This is a genomic window from Marinobacter algicola DG893 (assembly GCF_000170835.1).
In the GTDB taxonomy this organism is placed as follows: domain Bacteria; phylum Pseudomonadota; class Gammaproteobacteria; order Pseudomonadales; family Oleiphilaceae; genus Marinobacter; species Marinobacter algicola.
Map to the genome: position 1 here is coordinate 1 of NZ_ABCP01000058.1, position 17,920 is coordinate 17,920.

At 58.0% G+C, this 17,920-nt stretch carries 16 protein-coding genes; 2 read left to right on the plus strand and 14 right to left on the minus strand.

The genetic code is table 11. The features are described 5' to 3' along the window. Positions 1–66: 66 nt before the first annotated feature. Positions 67–987 (minus strand): LysR family transcriptional regulator, encoded by a 921-nt coding sequence (locus MDG893_RS19105; protein ID WP_007155484.1) that lies wholly within the window; start codon positions 985–987, stop codon positions 67–69. Between the two features lie 139 nt (positions 988–1,126). Between MDG893_RS19105 and MDG893_RS19110 the strand changes: the two genes are divergently transcribed. After that, positions 1,127–1,798 carry a haloacid dehalogenase type II gene (locus tag MDG893_RS19110; protein ID WP_007155485.1) on the plus strand — a complete coding sequence of 224 codons (672 nt, stop codon included), beginning with the start codon at positions 1,127–1,129 and terminating at the stop codon, positions 1,796–1,798. A gap of 254 nt (positions 1,799–2,052) precedes the next feature. On the opposite strand, the gene MDG893_RS19115 is transcribed toward MDG893_RS19110, so the two are convergent. Then, entirely contained in the window at positions 2,053–3,204 is a 1,152-nt protein-coding gene (locus tag MDG893_RS19115; RefSeq protein ID WP_007155486.1) for an alpha/beta fold hydrolase, read from the minus strand. 340 nt (positions 3,205–3,544) lie between these two features. Between MDG893_RS19115 and MDG893_RS19120 the strand changes: the two genes are divergently transcribed. Further along, entirely contained in the window at positions 3,545–4,459 is a 915-nt protein-coding gene (locus MDG893_RS19120; protein WP_040474803.1) for an acyltransferase, read from the plus strand. Here the strand turns inward: MDG893_RS19120 and MDG893_RS19125 are convergent. The 12 genes from MDG893_RS19125 to MDG893_RS19180 form a co-directional block, all read right to left on the minus strand. Beyond that, the gene (locus MDG893_RS19125; RefSeq protein WP_007155488.1) at positions 4,453–5,541 is read right to left on the minus strand and encodes a S41 family peptidase; all 1,089 of its coding nucleotides are present in this window, start codon (positions 5,539–5,541) and stop codon (positions 4,453–4,455) included. The genes MDG893_RS19120 and MDG893_RS19125 overlap by 7 nt on opposite strands. Before the next feature lie 40 nt (positions 5,542–5,581). Beyond that, entirely contained in the window at positions 5,582–6,394 is an 813-nt protein-coding gene (locus tag MDG893_RS19130; protein ID WP_007155489.1) for a hypothetical protein, read from the minus strand. Beyond that, complete coding sequence (locus MDG893_RS19135; RefSeq protein WP_007155490.1) at positions 6,394–6,849, minus strand: YcfL family putative periplasmic lipoprotein; 456 nt, start codon at positions 6,847–6,849, stop codon at positions 6,394–6,396. The genes MDG893_RS19130 and MDG893_RS19135 overlap by 1 nt, the downstream gene beginning before the upstream one ends. Continuing rightward, complete coding sequence (locus tag MDG893_RS19140) at positions 6,846–8,090, minus strand: COG3014 family protein (RefSeq protein ID WP_007155491.1); 1,245 nt, start codon at positions 8,088–8,090, stop codon at positions 6,846–6,848. Before MDG893_RS19140 ends, MDG893_RS19135 begins: the two co-directional genes overlap by 4 nt. After that, complete coding sequence (locus tag MDG893_RS19145) at positions 8,074–8,715, minus strand: hypothetical protein (protein WP_007155492.1); 642 nt, start codon at positions 8,713–8,715, stop codon at positions 8,074–8,076. The genes MDG893_RS19140 and MDG893_RS19145 overlap by 17 nt, the downstream gene beginning before the upstream one ends. An 18-nt stretch (positions 8,716–8,733) precedes the next feature. Beyond that, positions 8,734–9,969 carry a carboxyl-terminal protease-like protein gene (locus tag MDG893_RS19150; RefSeq protein WP_244264460.1) on the minus strand — a complete coding sequence of 412 codons (1,236 nt, stop codon included), beginning with the start codon at positions 9,967–9,969 and terminating at the stop codon, positions 8,734–8,736. Between the two features lie 505 nt (positions 9,970–10,474). Next, on the minus strand, positions 10,475–10,681 hold the full coding sequence (locus MDG893_RS19155; protein WP_007155494.1) for a hypothetical protein: 207 nt from the start codon (positions 10,679–10,681) through the stop codon (positions 10,475–10,477). A 67-nt stretch (positions 10,682–10,748) separates the two neighbouring features. Next, complete coding sequence (locus MDG893_RS19160; protein WP_007155495.1) at positions 10,749–12,737, minus strand: ribonuclease R family protein; 1,989 nt, start codon at positions 12,735–12,737, stop codon at positions 10,749–10,751. A gap of 75 nt (positions 12,738–12,812) precedes the next feature. Next, positions 12,813–14,534 carry a sensor domain-containing diguanylate cyclase gene (locus MDG893_RS19165; RefSeq protein WP_007155496.1) on the minus strand — a complete coding sequence of 574 codons (1,722 nt, stop codon included), beginning with the start codon at positions 14,532–14,534 and terminating at the stop codon, positions 12,813–12,815. A 74-nt stretch (positions 14,535–14,608) separates the two neighbouring features. Continuing rightward, a complete protein-coding gene (locus MDG893_RS19170) occupies positions 14,609–15,058 on the minus strand; it encodes a DUF411 domain-containing protein (protein WP_007155497.1) in 450 nt (149 codons plus the stop codon). Positions 15,059–15,183: 125 nt separating this feature from the next. After that, positions 15,184–17,439: a heavy metal translocating P-type ATPase gene (locus tag MDG893_RS19175; protein ID WP_007155499.1), complete on the minus strand. Its 2,256-nt coding sequence runs from the start codon at positions 17,437–17,439 to the stop codon at positions 15,184–15,186. Positions 17,440–17,445: 6 nt separating this feature from the next. Then, positions 17,446–17,877: a MerR family transcriptional regulator gene (locus tag MDG893_RS19180; protein ID WP_007155500.1), complete on the minus strand. Its 432-nt coding sequence runs from the start codon at positions 17,875–17,877 to the stop codon at positions 17,446–17,448. Positions 17,878–17,920 lie beyond the last annotated feature (43 nt).

Consider the following 17,920-nt stretch of genomic DNA (forward strand, 5'->3'; position numbering starts at 1 on the left):
TTCGAGAGTTTACGCTCGTCGTGTTCCGGGATAACGGCCGGTTATTTCATACAACGTATGAATAAATCAGATGGGTTGGGTGTCGAGGTCATTCATTGCCGCCGCCACGCCGTTTACATGGTTGCGAATCCAGCGGTGGGCAGGGTCGGTCTGATTGCGTTTGTGCCACAGCATCAGCAGTGTGAACGGCTTGTAGTCAAAGGGAAGGGGCGCGCAGGCAAAGTCTTGCAGTAAGTCCTCACTCATGCGTTTCGGTGCGGTAGCGAGCATGTCAGTGCCGCGCAGGAAGCTTGGCAGGCCGGAAAAGTTGGAGACAGTCACCACGGTTCGCCGGGTTAAACCCCGGGCGGCCAATGAACCCTCAAGGGCCGTTTTTTCGCCCGTGCCGAACAGGATGCCTATGTGGTCTGCCGTCAGGTAATCCGCCAGAGAATCGGGCGCCTGGCGGTTGGCAGGGTCGTAGAAAACCACCATCTGATCCGCCATCAGGCCCCGTTGCATTATGTCGGTGGCTTCCGGTGCATGGGGGGAAATAATCAAGTCACACAGGTCTTTACGTAGCATGTCGGCGGTCGGAATACCTGACGGTATAACCTGCAGGCGGATGCCCGGAGCTTCCTGTCGTACCACCGACAACAGGCCGGGTAATAACAGGTCACGCTGGTAGTCGTTGGCGGCGATGGTGAAGGTGAACTCGGCGGTGGCTGGGGTAAATGGCGGCCCGGAAGACAGGGAGTGCAGGTCGTCCAATATCTGGCGAATATGGGGGCCGGCCTGGAGGGCATACCGTGTGGGGACGATGCCCCGCCCGGATTTGACGAACAGGGCGTCGCCCAGGGCCTGGCGTAATCGGTCCAGGGTGTGGCTGACGGCCGACTGACTCACGCCCAGGCGCACAGCGGCCCTTGAAACGCTGCCCTCGTCCAGCACTGCAATGAAGGTGCTGAGGGAGCGAATGTCGAGATTAAATGTATCAACGGGGTTCATGAATGACAGTGTACCCGAGGCGTGGGAGGTTGCCCATTCCGGTGCACTTTGTTGTTGGCGGTTTGAGTAAACATTCAAAAAACGATGCCGACTGGTTTACGATGTGATGATAATGGCTGAACAAAGGTAGGAGCACCTGATGAAACCAATCCTGGCGTTCGATGTATACGGAACCCTGGTGGACCCCATGGGAATGGCAGAACTGTTGGCGCCGGACGCAGGTGAGGCGGCGGAATCCGTGAGTGCCCAGTGGCGGGAAAAGCAGTTGGAGTTTTCCTTTCGAAAGGGACTGATGCGAATGTACGAGGATTTCGGGGCCTGTACCCGGCAGGCGCTGAGGTATGCGATGGCCAGCCATGGGTTGAGCCTGAGTGGAGAGCGGGAAGATGAGTTGATGGGGGCTTATCTCTCACTGCCAGCGTTTGACGACTCGTTGCCGGCGTTGGAATCCCTGAAGGGGGATTATCGGATGTTTGCCTTTTCCAATGGCACTTATCCGGCGTTGGAGAAGGTGCTGGGCCATAACAACTTACTGGACCAGTTTGAAGGGCTGGTGTCAGTGGATGACATCAAGAGCTTCAAGCCGGACCCAGCGGTGTACGCTTATGCGCGGCGGGCGACGGGGGCGATGGATAAGCCTCTGTGCCTGGTGTCCAGCAACGCGTGGGATGTGATTGGTGCCCGGGCGGCGGGGTTGACGGCGATCTGGGTGCAGAGGGATGCCGGGAAGGTGTTTGAAGACTGGGGAATTGAGCCTAATGCGGTGGTTCGGAGTCTTTCGGAGTTGCCCGCGACTTTGGCTAATCTCTGACTTTCTGGTGGCTGCACGTCTCGGGAAGGGCTATCCAAAACACGCTCCTTCGGCACCCCTGCGGGGTCCGGCCCGCAATCGTAGATTGCGGTCGTTCGGCTGTCGCATGAAGCTTCGCTTCATAACCGCTCGGCCGAACCCATGTGGCGCTTGGGCTCCGCCATCCATGGCTCCGCACAGTTTTGGACAGCCCTTCCCGAGACGTGCGTTCAACTCTCGTGATAGCTGCCTTTTGCTCGGACGTCCAGGTCGATTCAGTTCGATCTTTCAGCCAACCACTCCGCCATTTCCAGCCAGCTTTCCTTCGGCGCTTTGCTGCCTGCCAGAATCCCCATGTGACCACCGGGGGTAACCCGGAAAGTAACGTCTTTTGAACTGACGTGATCTTCTATGCGTTTGACCGCGCCGGGCGTGGCCAGGGTGTCGGTATCGCCTGCGATGGCGAGTAAATTGGCGTTCACATTGTCCAGCCGGGCAACGTCTTCGCCGATCTGGATCTGGCCTTTTGAGAGCTCGTTGTCGATCCACAGGCGTACCACGGCATCCTGCACGATGCCGCCGGGGTAGGCGACCATTCGGTCGAGGAAGGCGGAGGTGGTGGCGTGGCTGGCGACGAAGTCGCGGTCGCCCAGCCGGACGATGAGTTCCCAGTAGCCCATTACGCTGCCGATGGGGTTGGTGAGTTTGAAACCGATGGTGTTGGCCCAGCCGGGGGAATGGAACCAATGAGGTTTCACGTCATGCAGGCGGAAGCCGGTGCGTTTACGGACGAAATCGGCGACGTCGGAGACCCGCTGGTACATCAACCCCATCAGCCCTGATGCGTGGCTGTCGATGGGCGAGCCCAGCACGATGGCGTTGCGGATGTGCTGGTCGCGGCTGAGGGCGGAGTAGAACAAAGTGAACATGCCCCCCAGGCTCCAGCCATGGAGAGAGAGCTCCTGCTCCCCGCTGTGCTCCCGTACCCGGTTCAGGTACGCCGGCAGCAACTCCGCCACGTAGGTGTGAAGGTTGTAGTGACTGTGCTGCCGCGTGGGCACGCCCCAGTCGATCAGGTACACCTCGAACCCCTTGGCCCGCAGGAACCGCACCAGGCTGCGTTGGGGAAACAGGTCGTATATCAGCATGTTCACCGCCAGGGGCGGCACGATCACAATGGGTGTCTTGTGGGGCGTGCGCTCCACATCAATCATCTCGCCGTCCAACTCGATAAAATCCTCCGCCAGAGGCGGGTAGTATCGCAGGCTCACCAGCCCATCGGTGTACAACGTCTCGAACAGGGTCTGTCCTGCCTGCACCAAGCTGGCGGCCCGGAATACGCGATCAAAGGCGTTACCGGCGTAAAGTGCCGTCTGTCGGGTTAACCCGGAGGCCTTTTCGAAAGCGGATTTCATCGGGTTGGGCATAGAGGTTTCCATAAAATGCATGTCGCTAAGGGGTTATGAATGAAAGCATGCGGCCGGCAATCAAGTCTGATCGTGCGGGTATGAAAGCCCTTTCCCGGACCGTGCATTGCCATGGATGGCAATGCCGAGCCCCCATGGATGGGTTCACGGCGTGTCCGGGAAAGGGTTTTCATGCCTGCGCAGCCACCGGGGCCCAACCAGACTAGACTATCCACACAGGCCAGAACTATGGCAAGAACGTCCACCACCAATGGCAAACCGGTCACGTCAGGCCACTGCCCAAATGCGCCCACCATTGGTATCATTCGGCCATCGCAACAAAACCAACAACAGGACAACCATGCTCAGCTTCCTGCCAGCTCCCGTTATCGGCATCATCAGTTCCATCCTTCTGGGGCTGAACACCCTGTTTTGGTGCCTGCTTCTCTACATCCCGGCTATATTGAAGCTGATTATTCCCCACACCGGTTTCCGGGTACTGTGCACCAAAGTCATCATCTGGATTGCAGAAGCCTGGGTTGCCTGCAACACCGGCTGGATGAAGCTCACCCAGGGTACGGAGTGGGCGGTCCACGGCGACGAGAAACTGAAGCGGGAAAGCTGGTATCTGGTGCTCAGCAACCACCAGAGCTGGGTCGACATCTTCGCCATGCAACGGGTGTTCAACCATCGGGCGCCGTTTCTGAAATTCTTCCTTAAGCAACAACTGATCTGGGTGCCGGTGATTGGTCTGGCGTGGTGGGGGCTGGATTTCCCGTTCATGAAACGCTACACCCGTGAGTATCTGATCAAACACCCGGAAAAGCGGGGTGAAGATCTAAAAGCGACCCGCACGGCTTGTGAGAAGTTCCGCTACACCCCGGTAAGCGTGATGAATTTCGTCGAAGGCACGCGCTTTACCCAGGCCAAGCACGACAAGCAGAAATCAAAATACACTCATCTGCTGACACCAAAGGCTGGCGGTGTGGCCTTCGTGCTGGATGCCATGGGCGACTCCATCGAAACCCTGGTGGATGTCACGATTGCCTATCCCGGGGGGGCTCCAACGTTCTGGGATTTCATGTGTGGAAGGGTGAGCAAGGTCGGCATGGACATCGACACGGTTACCATCCCGGCGCACTTAAAGGGCCGGGATTATGCGACCGATGCAGAGCACCGAAAAAACGTGAAGAACTGGCTGGCAGAGCAGTGGCGTGCCAAAGATGAGCGGCTGACGCGTATGCTCTCCAGCCGCTCTCCTGATAGTACTCACTGAGACGAGGCGAGCGCTGTCGCGAACTCAGGATAAATCTGGCTGGTCGCATTGATGACGTCGCTGAAGTTCGGGTCTGTGCCGTGTTCTGCTTTCAGGTAACGGGCCATGTCAGCCAGTGACCGGAAGCTCATGTCCGAAGTATTTCTGACATATTCCCATCCACCGATGCTCTCGATGGCGGTATTGCGGCCAACGTTTTTGCCAACCTTGGAGCCAACCATGCCGCCGATAAAACTTCCAAACGGTACGGATTCAAGGGCTTTATTGGCGGCATAGGCGCCCGCCACTGCTCCTACTGCACTGCCGGCGGTGGCGCCAATATTGGCATTCAAGGCCTTGTTCACCCATTCGGCGGTTACACGGTCGCTGGTGTAAGGGCTCATGAAGCTGCCGGTATTGTCGTGGATGACCAGGCTTTTCCTCGCTTTGGCTTCGGCCTTCTGTTTCAAGTCAGTTTGACGTTGCTTGACCAGAAGGAAATCGCTTTGTTTGGCTAAGGCGCGTTGAAGTGTCACCTCCCGGGGTTCGCTATTGGCGGCATTCAGCAAGGTTAACTGGAGCTCCGTGCCTGGCGTTCCGCGAATCAGCCACACGAGCTGACTGAGTTTGAGATTATCCACCGGATACGGTTTTCCATCCGGAGTCGGGCGGATGGCGATAATCTGATCACCAACGGCCAGTTGTTCGCTGGTTGCTGCCGGGCCGTTCGGCGTCAGCCACGAAACAAAAAAGCCGCCCTCAGTTTCGTCAATCGTGGCGCCGATCAGGCCGTCGCCGGGTTTGTCTGCCTCGGGAATAGGGTGGCTGCTGACGTCTGACGGTAAGAACTGGCCAATGTCGTCCTGACACCACCATGTATAGGCAAACGATTCGGGGCGCACCCTTACGGCTGCCTGTTCCGGGTAGATTTTTATCTGCTCTCCCGCCGAGTCCAATCGAACGCACTGCGTCAGACCGGCCCAAAACAGTTGGTTACTCGACATGAGAGCGGGATCGGTGGGCGTCTCAGGTGTACTGGCGCAGCCACCCAGCGCAATGACGATGGGAAGCAGGAGCAAGGTAGGCTTCAATTGGAACGTCATGAAACAACAGTCCTTCTCAGGTTAGGTCGGGTATTGAGCGTTAGCGGGCAACGCTTGCCAGAGTCTGGAGTGCGAGTTCGCCACCGATTTCATCCAGCGTGACGGCGTGCTCGATTTTCTGGAAGCCGTGATCGGTTGCTTTCCATTGGCGGGTCTTATCCTCCTCAGGCGGTACGCCGTTGGAACTCAACATGGCTCGAACCGAACCGTTGTGAACGTCCAGTACTTCAATCTCAAATCGGTCATCAGCCAGTCGGCGGAATACCAGCAGCATGTCAGCGTGTTCACCCAATGCTCGCATTTCGAGACGTCGCTGGTCCGGTGACAGGCGTGAGAAGTCGCCGGTTTCCAGGGCATTATCGGTGATGCGCATGATGGCGTTCCGGTCAACCACGGTGACGCCGGCTTTCGTCAGTTGGTTGACCAGGCCGCTCTGTAATTCAAAGGCCGGGCTTGCCGGGTCGGATGTTCGGGACGAACGGTACTCTCCCTGCGCAGCGACCTGGCTCTGTCCCTGCAGGTCGACGTTACCCTCCGGAACGCTGCCAATTAGCGAGCCTCGAGCGGACAATACGCCCCGGGTATTACTGCGCCAGTCACTGACCTGATCGCCAAACGCCCGGTTCCAGAACACAGCCACTCTGGGCATGTTGCCGTCAAACGCTGCGCGGAAACGATCAAGTATCGCGTCCTCACTTTCCTGTCGTTGGGGGGCCGAGCGCTCATTTTCTAGATCGCTATCGGTCAACGGCTTCTGGGCCGGTGCCATCATCGGTGCCGCTTCGTGACTCTGGCTGGCGGCCAGGCTGAGGCCCGGTACGAGCGCACAGAATACAATGGCAAGATGTCTCATCAGTTCAGCTCCCGTACTTCCACGCGGTACTGCAGAGGCTGCGCGGTGGTAGACAGTTCGCGGTAAGTGGAGAGGCTGTTGGCGGGTACCGTGGTGCGTTGCCAGGTGGGCTTCACATCAGTCGGTACGCCATCCTGATCGAAGAACTGGGTTCGGGCTTCGATCTGATAGTCATAATCGGTGTGGTTGCGCAGAACGGCGTATACTTCGGTTGTGCCGGTTGCGGTTGCGCGTTGACCGTGCTGGACCACTGACAACCGATAGCGCTCGCCGTCACCGAATAGACCGCCTGACCAGGTTCGCTTCAGGTTATAGTCGCTGAACACCACGGAGTTCATAGTGACCGGAGCCGTGCGTTCAGCCAGTCTGGTGCTATCTGACGGCAAGCTGGCGCAGCCCGCCAGGAGGCCAAATCCCATGGCTGCTGCGGTCAGTGTTTTTACGAGATGGTTCATTGAGTGTCTCCTGGATTCGGGCGACGGGAGGTGGCAAAGGCCAGGCCCGCCCCGCGATCATCAAAGGTGAATTCGGTTGAGTCTGTGAGTCCGGGGATTGGCAGGTCGTACTGATCGAGGAAGCGAACGACGACGGGTTCCCCTTCGGCAGCGGTTACCGGTATGACATGAATGGTGTCTGGCAGTCCGGCCCAATAGCGTATGTCGGCGCGGGTGTTGGCGGAGGCAGACAGACCGTCCGCAGCCACGCTGATCAGGCTCACAGCAGCGAAACCGGCACCCAGTGCGCCACCGGCCGCAGCACTGGCACCCGCCAGTACGCTGTCCTGGCTGACTGTGCTCAGGGTTGAGCCGACGGAGCGTGTATTTTCCTTGAACTGGATCTGACCTTCCACGATACGGTCGATGGCGCGCCCGCCTCGGGTTGAGGCCTGGAAGAAAACATCTTCCATGGGGTAAACCGACGACCACTCCTCGCCGTTCCTGACTTCTGCGCCAACATCCCGAAAGTTTTTACCCCGTCGATACACCAACTGGTAGTGACCTACGCCATCACCGAGTTTGCGGGGTGATTGTCCGGTTTCGACAATCAGCAGGGCATTGTCGTTGGCGGTCGGAATTGGGGCATCCGGGCGATAAAGCTTGAGCTCTTCAAAATGCTCCGCGGCCAGTTGGTCACTGCCCATCTGCAACGCTGACCAGCCGGCAAGGTATAACAGCAGCGCGAAATCCGTGCTGTTCTGTTCTTCCTCTGCAAAGGCATCCTGCAGCAGGCCGGCCAGGAAACTGGCGCGGGCGTTGCCATAGTCGCCGTCTTCCAGATAGATCAGGCCGAGGTAAAAATACACCATGGCCCGCTCGTAGGGTTCGCCCTTGAAGTCCTTCTCCGCCTCCTCGTACCAGATGCTTCGTGCCCTTCTGGCTGCTTCGGAATCGGCGTAGACGTTCTCGATCTCAAGCCGAGCCTGGGTCAGCGTGTTCTTTGCTTCATCCCGATAGCCGGCCCGGTACGCTTTGACCCCGATTTCCATCAGGTTCAGCACCTTGTTGCGAGGGCCTTCTTCGAACAGGTTCCGGAAGTCAGCCCGCAGAGCCGCAGGCTTACTGTTGACCAGGCTTTGTTCAGCAGGTGCGAGCGCGGCCCGATCATAGACCTTGGGGCCAGTCGCACAGCCAGCGATTGCGCCAGCCAGAATCGTGGCTAGTGCAGGCTTTAACAGTCGATTATCGATAGACCACATTGTCCTTGGCCGCCTTTCTCATTTCATAGAGTCCGCTCCACACGATGGTGCCGAGCTCAAGATCCACCATCTCAAAGCTGATCTGGCTGTAGCGGGATTGGGTACCGGTGTTGCGGTCGATGGCGTCCAGTGACGTGATACGGCCACCCATGCGGAAATCGGCGCCGGCCTGTGCTGCGGTCTGGCGGATCGTACCACCGTCGACGGCGCCGTCACGCTTCAGGTCGCGTTCTTTCTGAACCATATCTGAGAAGTGGCGACCGACGAAGACCATGCGGCCATTGGCGGCTCGGTTCAGTTCGATGCGCAGGCGGTCAGTGAGCATGTTGGTGTTAACCACCGAGGTGCTCTCGTTTTTGATGTACTCGTTGTCGATGATGATACGAGGCGGTGTAGAGCGACCGGTCAGCATCGGGTTGGCCAGCATGTCCCGCATCATCTGGTCAGTGACCGCGACAACATCCTGGCTTTCGATACCAACGCCACCAACGCGGCCGGTGCTGGAAACATCCTCGTAGACTGTGGGTTTACCCTTGACGTTTTCAATGTTGCCGGCGCAGCCAGACAGAATCAGAGTTGACGTCGCCAGGGCGCAAGCCGTTGTCAGTGCAGTTTTCCTAAGCATTCCATTCTCCAATTGATGTTAGCGGACTTGCGCGAGGGTCTCGGCCAGTTCGGGATAGATCTGTCGGGTGGCATCCATGGCATCAGCAAAGTTGCCGGTATGGCCGTATTTGGCTTTCAGATAGCGAGCCATTGACGATAGATCGTCAAAGCTGCGGTCGGAAGAGCCGCGAATGGCTTCCCAGCCACCGGAAGCGCTGATAGCGGTTTCCCGGCCAATGTTCTTACCGACTTCGGCGCCAACAGCACCGCCCAGGAAACTCCCAACAAACGGCACCTGTTCAAGAGCTTTATCACCCAGATACGCGCCGGCTGCTGCACCGACGCCGGTGCCAACGGTTGACCCGATGTTGGCGTTAATGGCGGAGTTGACCCACTCGGCCAGCACGTCGTCGCTGGTGTAGGGGCTCATGTATTTGCCTTGATTGTCATGGCGCACCAACTGTTCGAGAAGCTCTTCCTGGGTTGGAATCCGGATGTTGCCGTTTTCGTCACGGAGTTTGCCGGTTTTTGCCGCAGCCAATAGCTGGTTCGATGGCGCCTCATTGGTCATGCGATCCACCAACCCCTCAGGGAGACCTGCGTCCTTGAGCACCTGACGGTGAGCCTGGGTCATTCCCGTGTAGTAGCCGGATCGAACATACTGGTCTGGATAGGCGTTGAGCATTTGCACCAGAAGTTGATCCGCGTTGACGCCCTGGGCCAGTCGGGTCTCCAGGTCGATACCACGCAGGCTATTAGGACCGATCATCCATGCTTGATAGCGGACCGGTAAAAGGTCGATGTAGCCAGGTATTTTGCTATTGGCAGCATGGTAGGCGAGGGCGTCGGTTTCAGGGGCCTGATCGATCAGTCGCAGGACGGCGGAAGGCCGGTACACGGAGTTTGCGCCAGGGCCGGTCAGATAAGCTGCAATTTCCTCGGCCGTTTGGGGATTCAACTGCTCGAACTCGGTACGCTGCTGATCAATGGTGGCCAGAACATTGTCCCGGTGATAGTCAGTGACGTAGTCCGTGGCGATGGCTGTCTCTGCGGCCTCATCACCCAGTGAACCCAGAAACATCATCGGCGTCGGGAAGTACACAGAGAAATAGTTGTCGATGGAGTAATTGACTCGGCTCTCCAGCAGCGTTTCCCCCTGCCAAGTCAGTGCGTAGACGTCCGCATAGGGCCTTTCCTCGTGGTAGGGGATCAGCGTCAGTGAAACCATGTAGCCAAGAAAACTTAAACCATCGAAATCCGGTGCTCCTGCCATTTCAGTTGTGCGTGTTACGACAACCTCTGGCACGTCCGCAGATTCCGGAACCAGCCAATCAGGACGTTCGTCTCCGACAACGGTGAAGGGGACGGTCCCGGTGCTGTATGACTGCGGGGTGGGGGCACTCACACTGTCGCGATCAAACTGGTAGGTTTGACAGCCGGTAAGCAGGATTGCCAGAGACAGGCCAAGGAGTGATACGCCTGTGCGTTTGATTGAGGATCGTTTTGTCTTTGAGATGGAACGAGAAGGACGCAATGTCATCCCTGATATTCCTTATGTGTTGATTTCGAATCGGTGTCGATAACAACGACACTTTTGCTATCAGGGTTACTGTATAAACAATTTTTAATAACTGTGTTAGGCCAGGAAGGGCGTGGGGAGGCGAGTTGGGGTAGAAATGTATTGCGGGCAGCGAAGAGTTAGAGGCGTAATTTATTAAAAGATAAGCCTATTTTTGGGAAAGAGGTCTGGGATGTATGGAAATGCAAAAAATTGCAAACTAATGTTTGTCCTCGTCGTCTTCGACCTCGTCCGGGTGTTCTTTCTTGTAACGTTCCCACTCTTCCCAGTCATGGGGCGTGCCAGCATGAGGGCGCTTCAAATGCTTTGCGTGCTCCATCGCATTGTGGCGCAGGCTGTGATCGCGCTCCTCTTCTTCCTCTTCGAAGCCATGCTTTTTCAGGAACTCGGTTGGACTGATCGGCATCCGGATTCACCTCCGTAACGAATAAGTGCCCGTTTATCCATTAAGATGGCGCTCCGGAGCCGGATTTTCAAGCATCAATGGTGTTCGCGGGCTCACGGCCTTCAGCCGGCGCGTCCACCAGATTGAACTGGATCTGTTTGCGTTCGTCGTCCACGCCGGAGAAGGTCACGGTCACTGGTTGTTCCAACTGGAACGTGCGGCCGTTCTTGTTGTGAACCAGGCGCAACGTAACGGGATCGAAGCTGAACTTACCTTCAAGTGTTTTGCAGCTCACGAACCCTTCCAGTCCGTTAGCATCCAGCCGTACAAAGAACCCTGCCGGCGTTGTGCGGCTGATCACGCCTGTCATCGCGTTTTCACCAAGGGTTTTCGCAAAATCACTCTTGAGCCAGTTCTCAAGGCTGTTGGCAGCCTGACGGGCGCGGATCTGGGTCTGTTGCAGTTCGGTCAGTTGCTCATCGTTGAGCTCGTTCAGCGACTCCTGCCACAGGATCGACTTGATCAGCCGATGCACGTGGAAATCGCTGAACTTGCGAAGCGGCGATGTGAACGTGGTGTAGGCGGCAAGCCCCATGCCTTGATGGGGCGCCGGCGTGAACGACAGCTCGGCGCGGGCAAGCTGGCGGGAAATAATCGCTTTGACGGGAACCTCTGCGGCCAGCCCCTCGGTCTGTTTCATCAGGTCGCGAAAGCCTGCGGCACTGGTGGCATCGATACCCGCCAAGTCAGGAGCATAACCCTCCAGCAGGGCGCGGACGTTATCGGAGCGGTCGTCCCGCAAACCCGGATGCTGGATAAACAGTCCCTTGTCACGTTGCCCCAGGAATTCGGCCGCGCAGCGGTTGGCCGCAATCATGCATTCTTCCACCAGACGATGGGCCTCGTTCTGAACGGAGGGTTCGATCAGCCGTATGCGGCGATTCTCGTCCAGACGCAGGCGGAATTCGGGGCGGTCGCCGTTCACCAGTGCGTGCTCATGTCGCCATTTGCGCAGAGCGGTGGCGATCTGGTGGAGCTGGTCGAGGCTGTTGGAGACGGTATCCGGCAGCGCCTTGATTTCGTCGTCTTCCCGGCCTTCGATCAGGTTGGAGACCAGTTCGTAGCTGAGTTTGCCATGGGAGCGAATCACTGCCTGGTGAAATTGGTAGTCGCCGAGACTGCCATCATTGTTCACCTGAAGGTCGCAGACCAAGGCCAGGCGCTTGACGTCCGGCATCAGCGAGCACAGGCGGGTACTGAGGGTATCCGGCAGCATGGGCAGCGGTTCGCCGGGGAAATAGATGGCGGTAGCGCGGCGGAAGGCCTCCTGCTCGGCAGGGCTGCCCGGCTCGATAACAGCCGTTGGGTCGGCAATGGCAATGGACAGTTTCCAGCCGGTGGCGTTGGGCACTGCCAGCAGGGCATCGTCCATGTCCTGGGTGCCGGGGCTGTCGATGGTCACATAGGGCTGGTCGGTGCGATCATCCCGGCCTTCGCTTTTTGCTTCAACGGTTGATTCGTCCAGCGCACCGGCCTGTTTCTGCACGGCGTCGGGCCAGGTGTCTGGCAGGTGGAAGGTGGCAACGGTAAGGGCGCGTTCGATACCGGTATCGCCGGCTTTGCCGAGGACTTTCAGGATCTTTGCCTGGCCTTTGCCATCCTTGATCGGATGCTTGTGAATCTGGCAGTAAATGTAATCGTCGGGCTCGGCACCCTGGCGCTCCTTCGGTGGTATGAAGATCCAGCGGTTGATGCCGGGGGTTTCCGGCACCACGAAGTGGCCTTTACCCTTCACCAGATAGCGACCAACGAAGGTGTCCAGGCTGGTGTCCAGCAGTTCGTCGATCATGCCCTGGGTCTTGCCCTTGTCGCCCTCTTCCTCGGTGATCTTGACGCGGTCGCCGGGCAGGACTTTCTGCATTTCTTCCGGTGGCAGGAAGACATCCCGTCCCTCATCCAGTGCGACAAAGCCGAAACGCCCATTGGTGGCTTTGACGGTACCCGGAAAGACAACCTTGTTTTCCTCGATATTGGTTTTCAGCTGGCGCAACTGGCTGAGGGCGTCGGCATTGAGCATGAACAGAACCTGGCTGGATAAAATTTGAGTGTCGCTGCGGAGTATACCGGTTATGACGGTATGAGTCAGACGGTGTTACGCGGGGTTAATTTCCTGGCCCGAACCATCGGTGATAAGCACTTTATTTCGCCCCTGCTGTTTCACACGGTAAAGCGCCTGATCGGCCTGCCGCAGAATGGTATCCACATCGTCACCGGGCTGGCAGAGGTACCCGCCCACGCTGACGGTCACCGGCGTGCCGGTGCGAATGCTGTCCCTTTCGATGGTTTCGCGTATCCGCGCGGCAATCTGGCACAACGTATCTTCATCGCAGGGCGAGAGCACCACCACGAATTCGTCGCCGCCCCAGCGGCCGGGGTGGTCGTAGGGGCGTACGCCGGCTTTGAGCCAAAGTGCGACGCGGCAGAGAATGTCGTCGCCGGCCTGATGCCCCAGCTCGTCGTTGATGGCCTTGAAGTGGTCAATGTCCAGCCAGATCAGACCAAAGCCTGTGTTGTTCTGACGTTTTGCCCGCTGTATTTCCTCATCCAGGGCTTCGTCCAGACCACGGCGGTTCTTCAGGCCGGTGAGGGCATCAATACGCGCCAGCCTGTTTAGCTCATCAGTGCGTTGCGCGACCTTTCGCTCCAGTTCGCGGGTCGAGTGCGCGAGCGTATCGGTCATTGTCTCGAAATGACTGGCAAGCCGGCCGATCTCGTTGTCCGGTTTTTCCAGGTGCGGGAGCGCAAAGCTGCCACCCCGAACCTTTTCAACAGCGCTCTCAAGGCTAACGAGGGGTTTGAGAATGCGGGAACGGATGATCAGATGGAACAGGATCAGGGTGATCAGCAAACTGGTGAGGAATACAGCAACCAAGGGCCAGAGGTAACTGCGGGGCAGGAGCGTTTCAAGATCCAGAAGGGTAATTTCGAACCAGCCGATGGCGGGGAGGAAGGCCACGCCGGCCAGGTGCTTTCGGCCGTCCACAGTCACGAAGCTGCTCTCCACAGCACCGGTGGTGCCGCCCCGGTTTTTCAGAAGTTGCAGCATGCCCAGCACCTTCTGCTTGTCTTCCGGGTTATCGAACAGCAGGTCGACGGTGCTTTTCTGGCCTTCGGGTTTGATGATGCTGGCAAAGTCGATGTAATTGCGGTCGCGGTAGAGCTGTATCGCGCCGTTGTAGTCCACGAACAGGGTGGTGATGCCCTCCTGGTCAATATCCACGATATCCTGCAGGAACGCGTCCAGGTCCAGGCCGGTACCAACCATGCCGACGATGCGATCTTCCTCATCCCGCATCAGCACGTCAATCCAGAGTTTGGTCACACCGAGCTCGGTATCGGGGTTTACGTTCAGATGAAAATTGCGGCCTTCCTCAATCAGTTGGAAGAACCAGGCATCCTCGGGTTTGTCGGGGTCCAGGATGTAGCGGAACTGATCATCCGCAAACTCGTTGTCGGCATTGTTGTAGTAATAGCGGCGGGAATCACGGAGGGCGACGAAGTAACTGTTGTCGCGGAAATTGCTGCGGAAGCTTTCCATTTCGCGGATGGCGTCGCGCTGCAACGCCTTATCTTCCGGTGAGGTAGCCCAGTTGACCAGCGTGGAGGAGTCGGCCATCTGGCGGGCGAGCCCGATTTCCCGTTCCAGGGACTGCAGCAGGCGGGCGCTGTCGTAGCGCACCTGTATTTCGGCAACCTGCTGCCCCCAGCGCTCGATGATGTCCTCGGACAGCTCCCGATACGCAAGCCAGGAAGCGACTGAGGCGATGATCATCAGAGCCGCTGCCAGGCCCAGGAGTCGGGTTTTCAGGCTCAAAAGCTTTCCTTATGCACAGTCTGGATCTATCTGGAAGGTATGATAGAGCAGGCATGGCAAAGTGTGTAGGAAAACTAGTTGTGTTCTGCGAAGACTTTGGTCTGGCCGCTGTCGTTGAACATCAACACCTGATAGTGGTCCTTGCGCCCCCCCACTTCCATGCCGGGGGAGCCAGCCGGCATGCCGGGCACCGACAAGCCTTTTGCTTTCGGGGCCTCCGCAATCAAACGATGAATGTCGTTGGCCGGCACGTGACCTTCAATCACATAGTCGCCAACAAACGCGGTGTGGCAACTGGCGAGTGACGGTGTCAGGCCGGCGTCGATCTTTATCGGGTTCAGGTTATTGGTTTCAGTGACTTCCACCTTGAAGCCGTTTTCCTTCAGGTGGTCCACCCAATCCGTGCAGCAGCCGCAGGTCGGGGACTTGTAGACATGGATGTCTTTCAGCCCATCGTCGGCCTGTAACTGACCGTTCAAGCCGAAGGTTGCGACAAGGCCAAGGGCCAACACGTGTTTTTTCATGATGTTACCTCAATGATGATGGCTGTGATCGTGGTTTGGTTCGCCGCTGCTGGAAGGTGACAACCAGAACCACCAGACGATGGCAGCCATCAGGATCAGTCCTCCGGCATTGACCAGAAATGTGTTCATTGGTTCCTCTCCCTGCCTGAGTTGCTGGTGGTTTTGAACAGTCGCAGCCGGTTGGCGTTGGTAACGACCGTGACCGAAGACAGCGACATCGCGGCACCGGCCAGTATCGGGCTCATCAGAATTCCCCACAGTGGGTAAAGCAGCCCGGCCGCGACGGGTATGCCCAGCGAGTTGTAGACAAAAGCGCCGAACAGGTTCTGATGAATATTCCGCACCGTGGCCCGGGATATCTCGATGGCGTCGGCAACGCCGTGAAGAGAGCCCCGCATCAGTGTAATACCGGCGCTTTCGATGGCGACATCGGTGCCGGTGCCAATGGCAAAGCCAACGTCCGCCGCTGCAAGGGCAGGCGCATCGTTGATGCCGTCGCCCACCATGGCCACGGTATAACCCTTACCACGCATCTCGCTGACGATGGTGGCTTTGTCTTGCGGTAGGACTTCGGCTCGGTAACTGTCAATCCCGGCTTTTTCGGCAATGGCTTTGGCGGTGGCGTCGACGTCGCCAGTCACCATCATTACACGTATACCGGCATCGTGTAGCCGACGGATGGCGGCTTCCGAATCCTGTTTAATCGCATCGGCTACTCCAATCACACCCAGGGCCTCATTGCCCAGTGCCAGGAAAAGTGGTGTACCGGCCTCCGAGGTGATGGCATCGGCCTCATCCTGCAGTCCAGCCAGATCAATATTCTCGCTCTCCAGCCAGCGACGGTTGCCCAGACGTACGATTTGACCGTCCCACTCGCCTTGCACGCCTTTGCCGTTAAGGGCTTCGAAACCAGTGACGGTGTCGGGATTGGCGCCTTTCTCCTTCGCTTTCGCCATAATGGCTTCGGCCAACGGATGTTCTGAGTGTTGTTCCAGGCCAGCGGCCAGGGCCAGCAATCGGGAGGTGTTGCCGTCAATGGCATGGAAACGGGTGACCGCAGGGTGGCCTTCGGTAATAGTCCCGGTTTTGTCCAGTATCACCAAGTCCAGCTTACCCGCCGTTTGCAGCGCATCCCCCTGGCGAATCAGCGCGCCGTATTCCGCGGCCTTGCCGACGCCCACCATCACCGACATGGGCGTGGCCAGGCCCAGGGCACAGGGGCAGGCAATGATCAGCACCGTGGTGGCCGCCACCATCATGTGAACCACCGCCGGCTCCGGCCCGACGTTGTACCAGACCAGTGCCGACACCACGGCAATCAACATCACGCTCGGTACGAATACCGAGGAAATCTTGTCCGCCAGGCGGCCGATGGCGGGCTTTGAGCCCTGGGCCTTTTTCACCAGGCGGATGATTTGAGCGAGGGCGGTTTCGCTGCCCACGCGGGTGGCTTTGTAGATAATGGAACCATGGGTATTGATGGTGCCAGCGGACACCTCGTCGCCTTCGCCCTTGCTGACGGGCATGGGCTCACCGGTGAGCATGCTCTCGTCTACGCGGGTGCTGCCTTCGGTAATTTCCCCGTCGACCGGGAGTTTCTCACCCGGACGAACGCGGATATGATCACCAGCCCGGACCTGTTCCACCGGCAGGTCCTGCTCCTCCCCATCACGGATCACCCGGGCGGTTTTGGCGCGCAGATCCAGCAGCCGACGCACGGCTTCGGAGGTTTTGCCCTTGGCGCGAAGTTCCAGCGCCTGGCCCAGGTTGATCAGGCCGATGATCATTGCCGATGCCTCAAAGTACACGTGCCGCGCCATTTCCGGCAGTGCCTCCGGGATACTGACTACGGTCATGGAATAGAACCAGGCGGTGCCGGTTCCCAGAGCAATCAGCGTATCCATATTGGCATTGTGGTGCCGGAATGCTTTCCACGCTCCGGTGAAAAAGTGACCACCGGTGAGGGTCATGACACCCAGGGTGATAATGCCAAGAGTAAGCCACGTCAGTTGATTGTCACTGGAGACCACCATAGAACCAAAACCCATACCCCATATCATCAGCCCCAGACCAAGGCCCAGACTGACAGCCATCTTCACCAGCAAGGTCTTGTACTGCTTACGATCCTCCTCCTGCTTGCGGTCGTCCGCCGCGTCCGGATCCTCGATGAGGCTGGCGCCATAACCGGAGCTTTCCACCGCCTTGATCAGCGCCTGAGTGTCCGCACGCCCGGTTGCCGTGGCGGTACGATCAGCAAGATTCATGTGCGCTGCGGTGACGCCGTCCACCGACTTCAGCGCGTTCTCAATCGTATTCACGCAGGAGGCGCAGTTGGCGCCGGTAACAGCCAGTTGAACCTGGCCATCGTTACTATCATTCATCGAGCCTTACTCCTTCCAACCGTTGTCCGGCAGGGATTCATCCCAATGTTCAATCAGCCTGCAAATCGTGTGTCCGTCGGGCGTGCCATCTGGCATATCCTGCCAAGCGGACAGCGCGGCGGTCATACGACTACGCAGTTGTTGTAGCTCGGCAATTTCACGTTCCACCTCCACCAGCCGCTGCTGGAATACATCCCGAACCATCGGGCAGGGTGAATGATGGTCATCTGCCTGCTCCAGAATCTGTCGTATTTCCGGCAGAGAAAACCCGAGCTGCCGGGCTTTGCGGGCAAACCGAAGGCGACGCAAATCCTCAGAATCGTACTGTTGGTAATTGTTGTCCGGGTTCCGTGTGGGTTTCAGTAACCCTTCACGGGTGTAGAACCGAACGGTATCCGGATTTACGCCAGCGCCTACCGCGATCTCTTTAACTTTCATAGCTCAGACGACCATCCCGAATGTCGAACAAGTGACTGGAAGG